Source organism: Micromonospora sp. NPDC049230, from assembly GCF_040647875.1.
Taxonomy (GTDB): domain Bacteria; phylum Actinomycetota; class Actinomycetes; order Mycobacteriales; family Micromonosporaceae; genus Micromonospora.
Genome location: NZ_JBEZCZ010000001.1, coordinates 1 through 16072 on the forward strand (window position 1 = coordinate 1; position 16072 = coordinate 16072).

At 72.0% G+C, this 16072-nt stretch carries 11 protein-coding genes and 1 pseudogene; 6 read left to right on the plus strand and 6 right to left on the minus strand.

The features are described from left to right. Positions 1-604: 604 nt before the first annotated feature. Positions 605-2374 carry a beta-N-acetylhexosaminidase gene (locus AB0A95_RS00005; protein ID WP_357553309.1) on the minus strand — a complete coding sequence of 590 codons (1770 nt, stop codon included), beginning with the start codon at positions 2372-2374 and terminating at the stop codon, positions 605-607. Between the two features lie 258 nt (positions 2375-2632). Here AB0A95_RS00005 and ppdK point away from each other — a divergent pair, with 258 nt between their 5' ends. Further along, a complete protein-coding gene (gene ppdK / locus AB0A95_RS00010; protein ID WP_357553310.1) occupies positions 2633-5341 on the plus strand; it encodes a pyruvate, phosphate dikinase in 2709 nt (902 codons plus the stop codon). Positions 5342-5381: 40 nt separating this feature from the next. On the opposite strand, the gene AB0A95_RS00015 is transcribed toward ppdK, so the two are convergent. Beyond that, positions 5382-5882, minus strand: a complete 501-nt coding sequence (locus tag AB0A95_RS00015) for a roadblock/LC7 domain-containing protein (protein WP_357553311.1) — start codon at positions 5880-5882, stop codon at positions 5382-5384. Positions 5883-6133: 251 nt separating this feature from the next. Here AB0A95_RS00015 and AB0A95_RS00020 point away from each other — a divergent pair, with 251 nt between their 5' ends. The 3 genes from AB0A95_RS00020 to AB0A95_RS00030 are packed head-to-tail and all read left to right on the plus strand — an operon-like array spanning position 6134 to position 8573. Then, positions 6134-6481, plus strand: coding sequence for a VOC family protein (locus AB0A95_RS00020; protein WP_357553312.1), 348 nt, complete (start codon positions 6134-6136; stop codon positions 6479-6481). After that, positions 6471-7727: a deoxyguanosinetriphosphate triphosphohydrolase gene (locus AB0A95_RS00025; RefSeq protein ID WP_357553313.1), complete on the plus strand. Its 1257-nt coding sequence runs from the start codon at positions 6471-6473 to the stop codon at positions 7725-7727. Before AB0A95_RS00020 ends, AB0A95_RS00025 begins: the two co-directional genes overlap by 11 nt. 15 nt (positions 7728-7742) lie before the next feature. Further along, positions 7743-8573: a siderophore-interacting protein gene (locus AB0A95_RS00030; protein WP_357553314.1), complete on the plus strand. Its 831-nt coding sequence runs from the start codon at positions 7743-7745 to the stop codon at positions 8571-8573. Between the two features lie 8 nt (positions 8574-8581). Here the strand turns inward: AB0A95_RS00030 and AB0A95_RS00035 are convergent, their stop codons facing one another. Then, positions 8582-9787: a low temperature requirement protein A gene (locus AB0A95_RS00035; protein WP_357553315.1), complete on the minus strand. Its 1206-nt coding sequence runs from the start codon at positions 9785-9787 to the stop codon at positions 8582-8584. A gap of 113 nt (positions 9788-9900) precedes the next feature. On the opposite strand from AB0A95_RS00035, the pseudogene dnaG reads away from it, so the two are divergent. Beyond that, positions 9901-11803 (plus strand): annotated as a pseudogene (gene dnaG / locus AB0A95_RS00040) (DNA primase). Continuing rightward, the gene (locus AB0A95_RS00045; protein ID WP_357553316.1) at positions 11804-12340 is read left to right on the plus strand and encodes a hypothetical protein; all 537 of its coding nucleotides are present in this window, start codon (positions 11804-11806) and stop codon (positions 12338-12340) included. It begins immediately after the preceding pseudogene. 16 nt (positions 12341-12356) lie between these two features. Here AB0A95_RS00045 and AB0A95_RS00050 read toward each other — a convergent pair whose 3' ends face one another. Genes AB0A95_RS00050 through AB0A95_RS00060 form a run of 3 tightly spaced genes read right to left on the minus strand, consistent with a single transcriptional unit; the run spans position 12357 to position 16062 of the window. Beyond that, on the minus strand, positions 12357-13325 hold the full coding sequence (locus tag AB0A95_RS00050; RefSeq protein WP_357553317.1) for a TAXI family TRAP transporter solute-binding subunit: 969 nt from the start codon (positions 13323-13325) through the stop codon (positions 12357-12359). Further along, on the minus strand, positions 13322-13714 hold the full coding sequence (locus AB0A95_RS00055) for a roadblock/LC7 domain-containing protein (protein ID WP_357553318.1): 393 nt from the start codon (positions 13712-13714) through the stop codon (positions 13322-13324). The genes AB0A95_RS00050 and AB0A95_RS00055 overlap by 4 nt, the downstream gene beginning before the upstream one ends. Further along, the gene (locus tag AB0A95_RS00060) at positions 13711-16062 is read right to left on the minus strand and encodes a nitrate- and nitrite sensing domain-containing protein (protein WP_357553319.1); all 2352 of its coding nucleotides are present in this window, start codon (positions 16060-16062) and stop codon (positions 13711-13713) included. The genes AB0A95_RS00055 and AB0A95_RS00060 overlap by 4 nt, the downstream gene beginning before the upstream one ends. Positions 16063-16072: the final 10 nt, after the last annotated feature.

Sequence of the window (16072 nt, forward strand, 5' to 3'; positions counted from 1 at the left end):
GATGGCGCCGCCGGTGAAGGCGAGGCCAGCGGCGGTCAGGGCGGTCTTGCGGATCAGATCGGTACGCATGATGGCGTGCTCCTCTGCATCGGGGGAAAGCGCACGGCACACGTGTGCGGGGGGTGTTGTGCCGTGCGGGGAAGTTCGCGACGACGCCGGCGATCCGGGGGGGACCTGCTCGGGCGTTCGGGGGTGTAACCATCCGGGGCGGCGGGGTATTTCGCCACGCTGATCCGGGGGTGGCCCTGCCACCTCGACCCGGGCGCTGCCACTTGGGGGGCCGGGGGTGTAACCGTGGCATCCCGGCGGGTGTTCCCGGGGGCTGCCGCACACCAGAGCCCGGAGGCTACGGCGGCATGCCAGGTATAACGACCCCGCCCGGCCCCCCATTCCGTCCCCGGAGTGGCCGCGACCACCCGACACCGGCGGTTAAACCCGACAAACCGCCCACCGCGCCCACTCGGCCACGCCGACACGGCGGACGAGGCGGTGTGATCGACTCGGGTTCACGGAAATCGCGGTGTCCGGATGCCGGGGACACCCCGACATCCGGAAAGCCGAGACGATCACGCCGGTCTGCGGCGACCACGCGCCCGGGCGGGGGTCAGAGGTCGGCGGTTTCGGTGTGCGTCGTGTCGCGCTGGGTGGGAATGGTCGGGGTGTTCGGCCAGGGGACCTCGGGCGCGCGGTGGAAGGTGATCCCGGCCCTCTCCCAGCGCGGGCCCTGACCGGCCAGTCGATGACGGAAGTCGGCCCAGTCATGGGTCGCCCGGGGTGACCATCCCAGCTCGGCGATGGCGGGGAGTCGGGGCAGGAGCAGCAGCTCGATGTCGGCCAGCGAGGTGACCGACTCGGTCCAGAGCGGGGCCTCCACCCCGAGGACAGCCGTGGTGGGCACGTCGGAGACGTGTGCGCCCGGATCCCAGTCGTACGCCTTGCGCACGTCGATGAGGCCAGCCCAGTCGTGCCCGATGGGGGTGTCCGGCGCGTACTTCATGTCCAGGTAGGCGTGGTTGCCGGGGGACACGATGAGTCGGGCGCCCCGCCGGACCGCGTCGGCAGTGGTGGGGTCGTCGGCGTTCGTGCCCCACCACTGCAGCACCCGCCCGTCGACGTGCCCGGCCGGTGCGAGCTGGTGCCAGCCGACGACGGTCTTGCCGACACCGGCCACGATGCGCTGCACCCGCTCGACGAAACCGGTGTAGACCTCGCCCTTGACCTTGAACGCCTCGTCGCCGCCGATGTGCAGCCACGGCCCCGGGGTGAGCGCGGCCACCTCGCCCAGCACGTCGGTGATGAAGTCGTACGTGCGCTCGTCGGCCGGGTCGACGTAGCTGAAACCGACCTCGGTGCCGGTGTACGGCGGTGGTGCGATCTTGTCCGGTGCCAGTTCCGGGTACGCGACGAGCGCCGAGTTGGTGTGCCCGGGAAGGTCGATCTCCGGGACGACTGTGATGTGGCGGGCGGCGGCGTAGGAGACGATCCGCCGGTAGTCGGCCTTCGTGTAGTGCCCGCCGGGGCCGCCGCCGACCTCGGTCGCCCCACCGACGGAGGTCAGCCTCGGCCAGGAGTCGACGGCGATCCGCCAGCCCTGGTCGTCGGTGAGGTGCAGATGCAGATGGTTGAGCTTGTAGCGGGCCAGGTGGTCCACGACGCGCAGGATGTCCTCGACGGTGAAGAAATGCCGTGCGACGTCGAGCATCGCGCCCCGGTAGGGGAAACGGGGAGTGTCGGTGATGGTCCCGCCGGGCAACGCCCAGCGTTCGGCGACCGGGGTCGGGCTTTCGATGGCCGGTGGCAGCAGTTGGCGCAGGGTCTGCACGCCGTGGAAGAGGCCGGTGGCGGTGACGGCGGTGAGGCGGACTCCGTCGCGGGCGACGTCGAGCCGGTAGCCCTCCGGGCCGAGGTCGGCGGCCTCGTCCAGCACCAACGCGATGCCACCGGCCGGCTCCGGCCCGGCAGCGCCACCGGTCGGCACCGGACGGGCGGGTGAGTCGGCGGTCGGCGCCGGGTGGGCGGTGGCGTGGGTGACCGGCAGCGGGTAGCCGGTGGCGGGCCGGAGCAGCTCGGCGAGTTGCGTGGCGACGGCCAGTGCGGCGGGGTCGGCGCTGGTCACGATGACCGCTTCGGCCGGCAGCACCCAGTCGTCGGCCGGGACCGGCTGGACCTGCGCGGGAGCGGGCACCACGTCGGCCAGTCGGTGCGGTGCCGGCGGGGCGAGGTGCGGTGCCGGCGGTGCCGGGAGTGGTGCCGGCGGGGCGAGCAGTTCGTGGGCGGCCCGCTCGGCGGTCTCGGCCAGGGTGACCGCGTCCGACTCCCGCGCCGGGGGCGGCACCGGGCCGGTGGCGGGGGTGGGGGAGGGGATGGTCGACACGGCGGCGACTCCGAGGGGGTGTATTCGCGTCGGTTATGGCAAAAGTGAGGTTCACCGGCTGGCGTGCCGTCAAGCGTACGACGCTCGGCCGGGATGCGTGATGGTGCGCATGGAAGCGTTCCCAAAAACCGGTACGAACACGGATAGTCGTGATGGCTGTGCCAATTGTCTCGAACGGTCCCAGGTCACCCGACGCTCACCTAACCTTCGGCCTGAACCTTCGTTAAGTTTCCGTCCGGCGCGTGTGTGGAGGCTTTGGTGGCAGCGCAAGAAACCGTCGACCACAAGTACGTCTACGACTTCTCCGAAGGCAACAAGGACCTCAAGGACCTGCTCGGCGGCAAGGGGGCGAACCTCGCCGAGATGACAAACCTCGGCCTGCCCGTTCCCCCCGGGTTCACCATCACCACCGAGGCCTGCCAGGCGTACCTCGCGACGGGCCGGCAGCCGGACGGGCTCGCCGCTCAGATCGAGGCGCACCTGGAGTCGCTGGAGCGGGCGATGGGCAAACGTCTCGGTGACCCGCGGGACCCCCTGCTGGTCTCCGTCCGCTCCGGCGCGAAGTTCTCCATGCCCGGCATGATGGAGACCGTCCTCAACGTCGGCCTCAACGACCAGAGTGTGGTCGGGCTCTCCGCGCAGGCGGGTCAGAACGACAGGTTCGCCTGGGACTCCTACCGCCGTCTCATCCAGATGTTCGGCAAGACCGTCTGCGAGGTGCCGGGCGAGGAGTTCGAGCACGCGCTCGACGAGATCAAGAGCGCCAAGGGTACGCACGACGACCTGGACCTGGACGCGGACGACCTGCGTGGGCTCGTCGACGCGTACAAGAAGATCTTCTCGAAGCACACCGGTCGGGAGTTCCCGCAGCAGCCACGCGAACAGCTCGACCTCGCCATCCGGGCGGTCTTCGAGTCGTGGAACGCCGAGCGCGCGGTGCTCTACCGCCGCCAGGAGCGCATCCCGGCCGACCTCGGCACCGCGGTCAACGTGGTGACGATGGTCTTCGGCAACCTCGGCCCCGATTCGGGCACCGGAGTCGCGTTCACCCGTGACCCGGCCAGTGGCGCACAGGGCATCTACGGCGACTATCTGGCCAACGCCCAGGGTGAGGACGTGGTCGCCGGCATCCGCAACACAGTGCCGTTGCAGGAGTTGGGGCAGCTCGACAGGGCTTCCTACGACGAGCTGCTGGGCATCATGGCCCGGTTGGAGGAGCACTACCGGGACCTCTGCGACATCGAGTTCACCATCGAACGCGGCAAGCTGTGGATGTTGCAGACCCGGGTCGGCAAGCGCACCGCCGCCGCCGCGTTCGTCATCGCCGGTCAACTCGTCGACGAGGGCCTGATCGACCTGGACGAGGCGCTGCACCGGGTCAACGGGGCACAACTGGCCCAGCTGATGTTCCCCCGCTTCCAGCTCGACCACGAGTTCCAGCCGGTCGCGACGGGCATCGGCGCGTCACCGGGCGCGGCGTCCGGCACCGTGGTCTTCACCTCCGCGCGGGCCGTCGAGCTGGCCGCCGAGGGGAGGTCGGTGATCCTGGTCCGCCGGGAGACCAACCCGGACGACCTGAACGGCATGATCGCCGCCAAGGGCATTCTCACCTCGCGCGGCGGCAAGACCAGCCACGCCGCCGTGGTGGCCCGGGGCATGGGCAAGACCTGCGTCTCCGGCGCCGACGAGGTCGACGTGAACGTGCCGGCGAAGCGGTTCACAGTGGCCGGACAGACCGTCAGCGAGGGCGACGTCGTCTCCATCGACGGCACCACCGGCAAGGTCTACCTCGGCGAGGTGCCGGTCATGCCGTCGGAGGTGGTGCAGTACTTCGAGGGCAGCCTCGACCCGGAGCACATCGACAACGCGCTGGTCCGGGCCGTACACCGGATCATGACGCACGCCGACGGCAAGCGGCGGCTGGCGGTCCGCACGAACGCCGACACCGGCGCGGACGCCGCCCGGGCCCGGCGCTTCGGCGCCGAGGGCATCGGGTTGTGCCGCACCGAACACATGTTCCTCGGCGACCGGCGGGAGCTGGTCGAGCGGCTGATCCTGGCCCGGGCCCCGGGGGAGCGGGAAGCGGCGCTGGCGGCGCTGCTGCCGTTGCAGCGGGCCGACTTCGAGGAGATCTTCCGGGAGATGGACGGGCTGCCGGTCACCGTCCGGCTGATCGACCCGCCGCTGCACGAGTTCCTGCCGCCGTTGGAGCAGCTCGCGGTCAACGTGGCGGTCGCCCAGGAACGCGGCGAGGACGTGGCCAAGGAGGAGGCGTTGCTGGCCGCCGTCCGGCGGATGCACGAGGAGAACCCGATGCTCGGGTTGCGGGGTGTGCGCCTCGGCCTGGTCATTCCCGGCCTGTTCGCGATGCAGGTCCGGGCCATCGCCGAGGCGGCGGTCGGTTGCGCCCGTAACGGTGGCGTGGCGAAGCCGGAGATCATGGTGCCGCTGGTCGGTGCCGTGCAGGAGTTGGAGACGGTCCGCGCCGAGGCCGAGAAGATCATCGCCGAGGTGGTCGGGGACAGCGGCGTCGAGGTGCTGATCGGCACGATGATCGAGGTCCCCCGGGCGGCGCTGACCGCCGGGCAGATCGCCGAGGCGGCCGAGTTCTTCTCGTTCGGCACCAACGACCTGACCCAGATGGGCTGGGGCTTCTCCCGCGACGACGTCGAGGGCGCGTTTTTCTGGCGCTACCTGGAGCTGGGCATCTTCGGCATCTCGCCGTTCGAGTCGATCGACCGCGACGGCGTCGGCCGGCTGGTGCGGATCGCCGCCGAGGAGGGCCGGGCCGCCCGACCCGGGCTGAAGCTCGGGGTCTGCGGCGAGCACGGCGGCGACCCGGACTCGGTGCACTTCTTCCACGAGGTCGGCCTGGACTACGTGTCCTGCTCGCCGTTTCGGGTGCCGGTGGCCCGGTTGGAGGCCGGTCGGGCCGTCGTGGAGACCGGCGGCTCGGACAGCCGGTGACGTGGGCCGGCGGCGGCCCGGCCGCCGCCGGCACCGACGATCAGATCGGCGGGCGACGCCAGGTCGGCCGGGCCGAGCGGCGCAACTGCGCGGGCAGGGTCGCCATCGGGGTACGCACGGCGAGCGGCGCGTGCCCATTCGGAACCGCGCTGGCGCCGCCACCACCAACCCGCGTGTCCAGCACCGAACCGGCCCGTCGGGCCACCGCCCGAGCCTCCTGGTGCAGCTCCTCCAGGTTGTCCGGTGCCGACGCGGTGACCAGGGTCAGCAGGGCGGTGCGCCCCGCCGGGTAGGTCACCACGCAGCCGGCCGTCGTGTGGACCACCGACTCCCGGAACTCGCCACGCCGGACGGTGTCGGCCACCCGGTGGCCGAGCCCGAAACTGGCGGCGGCCAGCGCGGCGAGGTGGGTGGCGTCGGTGCTGGGCAGGTCGCTGGAGATGAGCAGCCCGTCGGTGCCGGCCAGCACCGTCCCGGCGACCTCGGGTCGGCGTCGGCGCAGCCCGCGTAGTTCCGTACCCACCACCGTGTCTGCGTCCACGAGTTGCTCCCTTGCCGGTCGGATCTGCGTGTCGGTCGGCTGGTCACGTTCCGCGCTGGGAACGCTACCGCTGGCCATCTCCGCCCGCGAGCCCGTAACGCACGGCGATCGGTCCGCAACTCCGGGCCGATCGGCGGTTGTGGACACTTCGTCGACGCGTCGGGGGCGCGTCGGGCAGCCGGGACGGGCGTAACCTTGGCTCGCTCGCAAACGGCTGATTGCGTAAGCCGTCGAACGGGAAAGGTGACTGAATGACAAGCGTCTGGGAGAGCCTCACCGTCGATGCCCGTGACCCGGCGCGACTGGCCCGTTGGTGGGCCGAGGCGCTCGGCTATCAGATCGTCACCGAGAAGCCGGGCGGCGTGGAGATCCGGCAGTCCCCGGACCGGTCACCCGCCCTGTTCTTCGGCCTCGTGACCGAGGGCAAGGAGCGCAAGAACCGGCTGCACCTCGACCTGCGCCCCGCCGACCGGGAGGCCGAGGTCGAGCGCCTTGTCGACATGGGCGCCCGGCACGTCGACATCGGCCAGGGCGACGTCGACTGGACGGTGCTGGCCGACCCCGAGGGCAACGAGTTCTGCGTCCTGCGTGAGCAGTGAGCCGGACGCCCGCTTGGTCGAGGAATCGCCCAAGGACACCGGGCATCGCCGCTCGCCGTACGAGCGGGACCGTGCCCGGGTGCTGCACTCGGCGGCGTTTCGCCGGCTGGCCACCAAGACCCAGGTGCACACCGCCGGCACTGACGACTTCCTGCGTACGCGGCTGACGCACTCGTTGGAGGTGGCGCAGATCGCCCGGGAGATGGGTGCCCGGTTGGGCTGCGACCCGGACGTGGTCGACGTCGCCGGGCTGGCCCACGATCTCGGGCATCCGCCGTTCGGGCACAACGGCGAGTCCGCTCTGGACCTGCTGGCCACGCCCTGCGGTGGCTTCGAGGGCAACGCGCAGACGTTGCGGGTGCTGACCCGGCTGGAGGCGAAGGTGCTCGCCCCGGACGGCTCGTCCGCCGGCCTGAACCTGACCCGCGCGTCGCTGGACGCGATCGGCAAGTATCCCTGGCCGCGCCGGCCGGGGCAGCGCAAGTTCGGGGTGTACGCCGACGACGCGGCGGTCTTCGACTGGATCCGGGCCGGCGCTCCCGGCGACCGGCGCTGCCTGGAGGCGCAGGTGATGGACTGGGCGGACGACGTCGCGTACTCGGTGCACGACGTGGAGGACGGCATCCACGGCGGGTACGTGACGTTGGGGCCGCTGCTCGCGGACGCCGACGAGCGGGCCGCGCTCTGCGCCGACGTGGCCGCCGCGTACTCCGGCGAGTCGGCGGACGACCTGGCCGGGGTGCTTGTGGACCTGCTGGCCGATCCGCTGCTGGCCCCGCTTGTCGGCTACGACGGCAGCCACCGCGCCCAGGTCGCGCTGAAGGCCACCACCAGTGGGCTGACCGGCCGGTTCGTGTCGGCGGCGGTGGCCGCCACGGAGGAGCGCTCCGGCCCCGGCCCGCACCGCCGCTACGACGCTGATCTGGTGGTGCCGAGGCTGGCCCGGGCCCAGTGCGCGCTGCTCAAGGGCATCGCCCTGCGGTACGTGATGCGTCGTTCCGGGTTCCGGGGCCGCTACGAACGGCAGCGGACGATGCTTGCCGAGTTGGTGGCCGCACTGCTGCGGCGGGCGCCGGACGGGCTCGATCCGATCTTCGCGCCGATGTGGCGGGCGGCGGAGGATGACGCCGCCCGACTGCGGGTGGTGATCGACCAGGTCGCGTCGCTCACCGACCCTGCCGCGGTGACCTGGCACACCCGACTGGCCGGTAGCGGCACACCGCCGAACGATCACGAGTCAGCTTAGGCTAGCCTAACTGGCATGACGGAGCGCCCCAGGAACGTCACCTCGGTCCACGTGCTGCGCACCGAGCGGCCCACCCCGCACCTGATCCGGCTCGTCCTCGGCGGGGACGAGCTGGCCGGCCTGCCGGTGGGCGACTTCACCGACCACTACATCAAGCTGGTGTTCCCGCAGCCCGGTGTCGCGTACCAGCAGCCGTTGGACCTCGCCGCGATCCGCCGGGACCTGCCCCGGGAGCAGTGGCCCCGGCTGCGCGCGTACACCGTGCGGCGGTGGGATCCGCTGACCGAGGAGCTGACAGTGGACGTGGTGCACCACGGCGACGAGGGGTTGGCCGGCCCGTGGGCCGCCGCGCTGCGTCCGGGTGACCCGGTGCACTTCGTCGGCCCCGGCGGGGCGTACGCGCCGAGCCCGGACGCGGACTGGCACCTGCTGGTCGGCGACGAGAGCGCCCTGCCGGCGATCGCCGCGGCGTGCGAACGACTGCCGCTGGGTGTGCCGGCCCACGTCTTCGTGGAGATCGCCGACCCGGCGGACGAGCAGAAGCTGCTCAGCCCCGGCGCTGTCGAGCTGACCTGGCTGCACCGGGGCGACCGCCCGGTGGGCGAGGCGCTTGTCGCGGCGGTACGGGCGTTGGAGTTCCCGGCCGGTCAGGTGCACGCGTTCGTGCACGGCGAGGCCGCCTTCGTCCGGGACCTGCGCCGGCTGTTGCGCGGCGAGCGGGGCATCCCCCTCGACCGGCTCTCCATCTCCGGCTACTGGCGGCGCGGCATGGACGACGAGGGGTGGCGCTCCACCAAGGCCGACTGGAACAGCCAGGTGGCAGCCGAGGAGGCCACCGCCGCCTGAGGGCCGGCTCAACCCTCGGATGTGTGGTTCGCCTCCCCGGCGCGGGCGAGCCGTCGGCTGAGCAGCACGGCGTACCCGACGACCGCCAGGGCGAGCAGCGACAGCAGCACCCTCGGTCGGTGCACCGCCCCGGTGACCAGGGAGACCGAGAGCACCCCGTAGGCGGCGATCGCCAACCGGGCGCGGCTCGGTCGGGTCCACAGCCAGTACAGGGCCAGGCCACACAACGTCCAGACCACCATCGACGCGCCCAGTAGCAGCCGCAGCTCCAGCGGCAGCCGGGCCGCGTTGGCGTCGACAAGCCGGACCACCTGGCCGAGCGACCAGCCGAGCAGCAGCAGCGCGCCGCCGAGCGGGATGTGCAGGTAGCTGTACGCCTGCCCGCCGCGCAGCCGACTCTGGAGCAGGCGGGTGGTGACGAATGTGGTGTACACCCACCAGACGGCCGCCGGGATGAGAAAGGCCATCGCGGCGGTGAGGATCATGTGGGGTGGGGGGTGGTCCGGCACCGCGAAGAGCAGGCTGGCCAGCGCGCTACCCAGCACGATGATGGTGAACTGGCCGATGCGTTCCGGCAGGTGCCGGTTGTCCACCGGCCAGCGGTTGAGCCACCGCGCCCCGACCCAGGGCGTGGCCAGTTCGATGACCATCGCGACGATCCACAGGACCGGGCGCAGCCCGGTGGGCACGGTCAGCGACACCAGCCAGATCAGCCAGCCCGACCCGAAGCCGATCAGGTAGATCGTCGTCACCAGGCGGGCCATCGCGCTGGTCGGGCGGGCCCGCAGGTACAGCAGGAGCAGCACACCCCGCACGATCAGGTAGCCGACCGGCAGCAGCACGCTCTCCGGGACCTCGTCGACGCCGAGGGTCATCGCGCCAGCGCCGACCAACGCGACGAGCACCAGCAGTCGGTGCGGCGCGTCGTCCGGATCGAAGCGGGTGTCGTAGTAGACCTGCCCCAACCAGGCCCACTGGATCACCACGAAGAGCCCGATCACGGCCAGCACGGCCGTCGGTGACGGGGCCGGTTCGTTGCCGAGGCGGGCCACCACCGCCGCCAACGCGTACACGAAGATGAGGTCGAGGAAGAGCTCCAACCAGGTGGCGTGCCGGTGGCCGGCATCGTCGGTCTGCGGGGTCTGCCCACGCAGCCCCACCCGGGCGGCCAGCCGGCTCGGCAGGTGGAGGGCGTCGGTGCGTACCCTGCGCATCTGGTCATGGTCCCCGTGCGGGCCCGGCCGGCGGGCCGGAACCGCCCAGCCGGCAGCGGCCGCCGCCACACCGGCATCCCCCGGCCGGCGTGTCGTCGGTCCGGCAGGGCAGGATGTACGTCGAGGGGGTGGCACATGGCTGGGCGGATCCGGGACGAGGACATCGCACTGGTCCGGGAACGCACCTCGATCGGGGATGTGATCTCCGAGACGGTCACCCTCAAGTCCGCCGGTGGCGGCAACCTCAAGGGTCTGTGCCCGTTCCACGACGAGAAGAGCCCGTCGTTCAACGTCTCCCCGGCCCGCAACGTCTGGTATTGCTTCGGCTGCGGGGCCGGCGGCGACGCGATCAAGTTCCTGATGGACGCCGACCACCTCAGCTTCGTCGAGTCGGTCGAGCGGCTGGCCGGCCGCGCCGGCATCCAACTGCGCTACATCGAGGACGACCGGGGCACCCCACGCCCCCGCCCGCAGCAGGGCCAACGGCAGCGCCTGGTCGCCGCGCACGCCGCCGCCGTCGAGTTCTACCGGGCGCAACTCAGCACGGCCGGGGCCCGGCCGGCCCGGGAGTTCCTGGCCAAACGGGGTTTCGACAGGGCCGCCGCCGAGCGCTACGGCTGTGGCTTCGCCCCGGAGGGTTGGGACCTGCTCACCAAGCACCTGCGCCAGCAGGGTTTCACCCACCAGGAGCTGGTCACGGCGGGGCTGTCCCGGGAGTCGCGCTCCGGCACCCTGATCGACAGGTTCCGCCGTCGGCTGCTCTGGCCGATCCGTGACCTTGCCGGCGACGTGATCGGCTTCGGCGCGCGCAAGCTCTTCGACGATGACGACGGCCCGAAATACCTGAACACCCCCGAGACGCCGATCTACAAGAAGTCGCACGTGCTCTACGGCATCGACCAGGCCAAGCGCGAGATCGCCAAGCAGGGTCGGGCGGTCATCGTCGAGGGCTACACCGACGTCATGGCCTGCCATCTCGCCGGGGTGACAACGGCGGTGGCGACCTGCGGCACCGCCTTCGCGGCGGACCACATCTCCGTGCTGCGGCGGCTCCTGTTCGACAGCGACGAGGTGGCCGGCGAGATCATCTTCACCTTCGACGGTGACGCGGCCGGCCAGAAGGCCGCACTGCGGGCCTTCGAGGACGACCAGCGGTTCGTCGGGCGCACGTTCATCGCGGTCAGCCCCGACAACATGGACCCGTGCGATCTGCGGCTGGCCAAGGGCGACCTGGCGGTGCGTGACCTGGTCGCCCGTCGTGAGCCGCTCGTCGACTTCGCGCTGCGGCACGTGATCGGCCGCTTCGACCTGGACACCGTCGACGGCCGGGTCGAGGCCATGCGTCACGCCGCGCCGCTTGTCGCGCGACTCAAGGACCGGGAAAAGCGCCCGGAGTACGTCCGCAAGCTCGCCATGGACCTCGGGATGGAGATCGAGCCGGTGCAGCGGGCGGTGCTCGCCGCCGCCAACACCCCGGCGCCCGGCACCCGCGACGCCGGCCCCGCCGCCCGGCCCGCCTCGGCTCGCCCCGAGCCGGCCCTGGACAGCCCGCAGTCGATGGTCGAGCGGGAGGCGCTGAAGCTCGCCCTCCAACAGCCCGTCCTGGCCGGGCCCATGTTCGACGCGGTCGAGTCGACCGAATACCGCCACCCGGTGCACGTGGCGGTGCGGGCGGCCATCGCGGCGGCCGGTGGTGCCGTGTCGGCGACCGGCGGGGCGGTCTGGATCGAGTCGGTCCGGGACGCCTGTGACGACCTGGCCGCGGCGGCGCTCGTCGGCGAGTTGGCGGTGGAGCCGCTGCGCATCGACGGCGAGGCGGACCCGCGCTACGTGTCGATCACGATGGCCCGGGTGCAGTTCGGGTCGGTGACCTCCCGCATCCGCGACATCAAGTCGCGCATCCAGCGGATCAACCCGGTCAACAACAAGGACGAGTATTTCGCCGCCTTCGGTGAGCTGCTGTCCCTGGAGCAGCACGCGCGGGCGCTACGCGAGCAGGCTGCGGGAGGCCTCTAGATGGGACTGTTCAGCCGCAAACCGAAGCTGCCACCGGCCAGCCGGCCGCCGCTGACCCCCGACGAGCGGGTGCTGGCCTGGGCGGCCGCCGGCAACGGCGAGGGCGACGGGGTGGTGGTCGCCAGCAACCTCGGGCTGTGGCTGCCCGGTCGGGGGCATCGGCTCGGCTGGCACACCATCCTCAAGGCCGTCTGGTCCGGCCGGCAGTTGACTGTCACGCCCGCCGAGACAGTCGTCGAGCGCGACGGCTACACGGTTGTCGCCGACGGCCCGGCCGAGACCTGTCTGCTGCTCGACCCGGGTGAGCTGCCGCACCAGGTGCGGGCGCGGGTGACCCGCTCGGTCGCGTACACCGAGCACCAGCCGGTGCCCGGCGGAGCGGCGCGGGTCGCGGCCCGCCGTGTGTCCGGGGCCGACGGTCTCACCTGGACGGTCCGCCTGGATCCCGGCACCCCGGCGGACGACGAGGCCCTGCTCACCGAGACCGACCGCCTGGTCGGCGTGGCCCGCGCCGCCACGGCCCCGGGCGACCTGTGAGCGAACGCTCGATCGGTCAACTCCCCCGGTAGTAGCGGTTGGCACCGGGATGCAACGGGATCGGCTCGCTCAGCGCGGCGCTGGCCCGGGTGAAGTTCGCTGCCTCGGGATGGACGGCGATCAGCTCCGCCTGGTGTTCGAAGAGCGTCCGGGTGAGGTCGTACGCCAGGCCGTCGGGCATGTCGGCGCTGACCAGGATCACGTTCGCGACGGTGATGGTGGGCGCGTCACTCGCCGTCTTGTAGACGTCGGCGCTCAGCGTCGAGGTGGTATAGACAGGGCCGTAGCCCTTCTCCAGCGGCTGGAGGAGGTTGTCCAGCGGCAGCAGCCGGAACGCGCCGGGCGAACTGCCGAGCAGGTCCTTGATGCCCGGGGTGGGCAGACCGCCGGAGAAGAACATGGCGTCCAGGCTTCCGGCCCGCATCTGTTTGACCGTCTCGGGCAGCGACAGGGTGAGGCGTTGGACGTCGCGGTCCGGATCGAGACCGGCCGCGGTGAGCAGCCGGCCGGCGATGATGTCGGTGCCGGACTTCGGCGAGCCGGTGGAGACCCGCTTGCCCCGAAGATCGGCGACGGTCCCGATCTTGCTGTTGGCGCGCACGATCAGGTGGGTGTAGTTGCTGTAGATGCGCGCCAGCGCGCGGACCGACTGCGGTTTCCCGTCGAACGCGCCAGTTCCGGCGATGGCGTCGGCCGCGGTGTCGGCGAGACTGAACGCGATCTCCATGTCGCCGGTGGCCAGGCGGTTGATGTTCTCCACCGAGGCGCCGGTCGGTTCGGCCCGTGCCTCGTAGCCGGGCAGATGCCGATTGATCAGGTCCGCGTAGCCGCCACCGAGCTGGTAGTAGACACCTGTGGTGTTGCCGGTGGCCAGGAAGATCCGCCCGCCGTGCCAGGCGTCCGACGTGGACGGTTCGCCGCCGCAACCCGCGACGAGCACTGCCAACAGCAGCGCCGCCCCCAGCCGTCGCACTCGTGTGGTCACCGGCGGGCCGCCGGCTCCAGGGCCTCGGCCACCCGCTGCACCAGGGTCGCGGTTTCGTAGCCGATCTGGCCGAGGTCACAGCCGGGCGCCGCGAGCACGCCGAGCAGCGCGCGTGAGCCGACCGCCATCACCAGCAGCACACCGCCGTCCATGTCGACGATCTGCTGGCGTACGCGGCCGGCGGACATCAGCCGAGCCGCGCCGACGGTCAGACTCGCCAGTCCGCTGATCACGGCGGCGAGCTGGTCGACCTGGTCGACCGAGAGGTGTGGGGAGGCGGCCAGTCGAAGCCCGTCCTCGGAGACCGCGAGGGCGTGCGACACGTCCGGAACCTGGTCCACGAAGTTCGCGAGCAGCCAGTCCAGGCCTGTTGTCACGGGTGGGGTCATCGGATTCTCCCGGTGGGTGTCGTGTACGGGTTGGAGCGGGCGGCGCTCGCAACGCCTTCGGCGAGGGCGGAGAGGCGACGCCGGACCACCTCGGGATCGAGCAGATCCGACTCGCTGACGGGGGACTGTGGTGGGGGCAGGTGCGTGGGCAACTGCGTGGGCAGTGAGTCACCGCGGCTGCGACGGGGCAGCCCGCCAGCGGTGAGCTGCGGGGCCGGCGGGGCAGTCGGCGGCGGCAGGGGAGCAGCGCCGGCAAACCCTCCGCCGGGCGGCGGTACCGCGGCGACGCCGCGAGCCTGCCCGCCCGCCGCGCCCTGGGCGGCGACAAGTGGCCGTGCCCCGGTGGCAGCGTTGCTGATCGGCCGGAACCAGGCCGCCGGCCGTCCGGCCAGCGGTCGACCCGCCACGGGCTGGTGATGGGCGAGCGTCTCGATCCGGGTCAACAGCAGGTCGGGCAGTTCCACCTGGGCGATGGTGCCGGTGCTGGTGCTGTAGAGCTGCACCCGGATCCCGTACCGGACGGCCAGGTGAGCCACCACGTGCAACCCCATGCTGCCGGCCGCCGCACTGCTGATCATGGCTGGGCTCGCGAGCCGCTCGTTGATCGAGGCCAACCGGCCCGGCCGGATGCCGATCCCGTGGTCGTGGACCCGCAGCAACAGCCCGTCCACTGTGTGCCGGCCGTCGACAAGCACTGGCGTGTGCGGCGGGGAGTAGACGGTGGCGTTCTCCAGCAGTTCGGCGAGCAGGTGCACCAGGCTGCCGACCGCCGCGCCCTGCACCCCGGCCGCCGGCAGGTTCAACTCCACCCGGGGATAGTGCTCGATCTCCGAGGCCGCCGCCCGGACCACGTCCTCCAGGTGCAGCGGAGCCTCGTGCCCCCGGCTCGGCTCGCCGCCGGAGAGGACCAGCAGGTTCTCCCCGTTGCGACGCAGGCGTGCCGCGAGGTGGTCCAGTGCGAAGAGGCGTTCGAGGATCCGGGGATCGGTCTCCTCGCGCTCGAAGTCGTCAAGCAGCCGTAGCTGGCGGGTGATCAGGGTGCGGATCCGCCGGGCCAGCGCCTCGGCCATCCGCGTCATGTCCAGGCGCAACTCGGCCTGCGCGCCGGCGAGGCGCAGCGTGGCCTGGCTGACCGTACCGAAGGCCGCGGCGACCTGGGCGACCTCGTCGTGACCACGCGCGATCGCGGCGGTGGCCGCGCCGGCGGCGCTCTCGTCCGGGCGCTCCGCCCCGGCGGCGATGGCGGTGATCCGCTCCGGTAGCTCGTGGTTGGCCATGGTCAACGCCGCGGCCCGCAGGCGGCCCAACCGCCGGCTGATCCGGATCGCCAGCACCACGGCCGTGATCAGCGAGCCGAGCGCCACGGCAATGGTTACCCCACCGGTGAGCAGGGCCGTCCGCAGCGCTTCGCGGGCCAGCGCCGCGGCGTCGCGGTCGAGGTCCTCGGAGAGTTCACGGCCGAGCAGGTTGTATCGGCGCAGGGTGCCACTCTGCGCCACGAACCAGGCGTCGCCATCGGTCTTCATCGCCTGGGCGCCACCGTCGGTCGCCAGCACCGCGTCCCGCATGGTGCGGGCCGCCTCCACGTCACCGCCGGTCATCAGCCGGGCCCAGGAATCGCTCGCCGTGTCGGTCGCGATCCGGAGGAACTCGGCCTCGCGCTGCTCCTGAGCGCCGTTCAGCGAACCAAGCCGGGCAAGCTCGCCGGCGTTGAGCCGGCCCCGGACGAAGACGGCGCGCAGCAGGTCACGTTCGACGGAGGCCAGGTGCTCCTGGGTGGCGACGGAGGCGACCTCCCGGGCGGCGTTGGCCAACTCCGGGTCCCGCAACTGGGCCGGCAGCGCGTCCGCGACGGCCAGCAGCGACTCGACGGTGCGCGCGTACGCCACGTCCGCCTCCGTGCCGGTCAGCGCCAGGGCACGGTTGGGGGAGAGCTGGTCGAGTTGACCGCTGGCCCTGCCGAGCACCGACGTCAGCTCGGGCACGGACTCCCGGGCCTGCTCACCGGAGGAGCGGAACCGCTCGACGGCGGCGTCGACGCGGCGCCGTTGGGCGTCCACGAGTGGCCGTCCGGCGGTGCCGCCGCGCTGGCGCAGCGCCGCCGTCTCGCCGAGTTCCCGCTCCAGTTCGTGGACCAGTTGGACGGTGACGGTGGCGGTGCCGGAGAGGACACGGGCCCGGTCGGCGTCCGCACTGGCGTCCAGCGCGGCGGTGGTCTGCGCGGCACCGAGCACGGTCAGACTGATGATCGTCACCAGGATCGGCGCGAGTAGCTGGGTGCGGATCGAGCGAAGGCTCTCCAGAACACCGCCGGAGCGGTGCTGGCGTACGTGGGCGGGGAGCGGCACGGGGTCTCCC

What these genes read in the sequence shown, in the direction of transcription:
- AB0A95_RS00020 (WP_357553312.1), top strand. Translation starts at nt 6,134, where the DNA reads ATGACAAGCGTCTGGGAGAGCCTCACCGTCGATGCCCGTGACCCGGCG.
- AB0A95_RS00030 (WP_357553314.1), top strand. Translation starts at nt 7,743, where the DNA reads ATGACGGAGCGCCCCAGGAACGTCACCTCGGTCCACGTGCTGCGCACC.
- AB0A95_RS00035 (WP_357553315.1), bottom strand. Translation starts at nt 9,787, where the DNA reads ATGCGCAGGGTACGCACCGACGCCCTCCACCTGCCGAGCCGGCTGGCC.
- AB0A95_RS00045 (WP_357553316.1), top strand. Translation starts at nt 11,804, where the DNA reads ATGGGACTGTTCAGCCGCAAACCGAAGCTGCCACCGGCCAGCCGGCCG.
- AB0A95_RS00055 (WP_357553318.1), bottom strand. Translation starts at nt 13,714, where the DNA reads ATGACCCCACCCGTGACAACAGGCCTGGACTGGCTGCTCGCGAACTTC.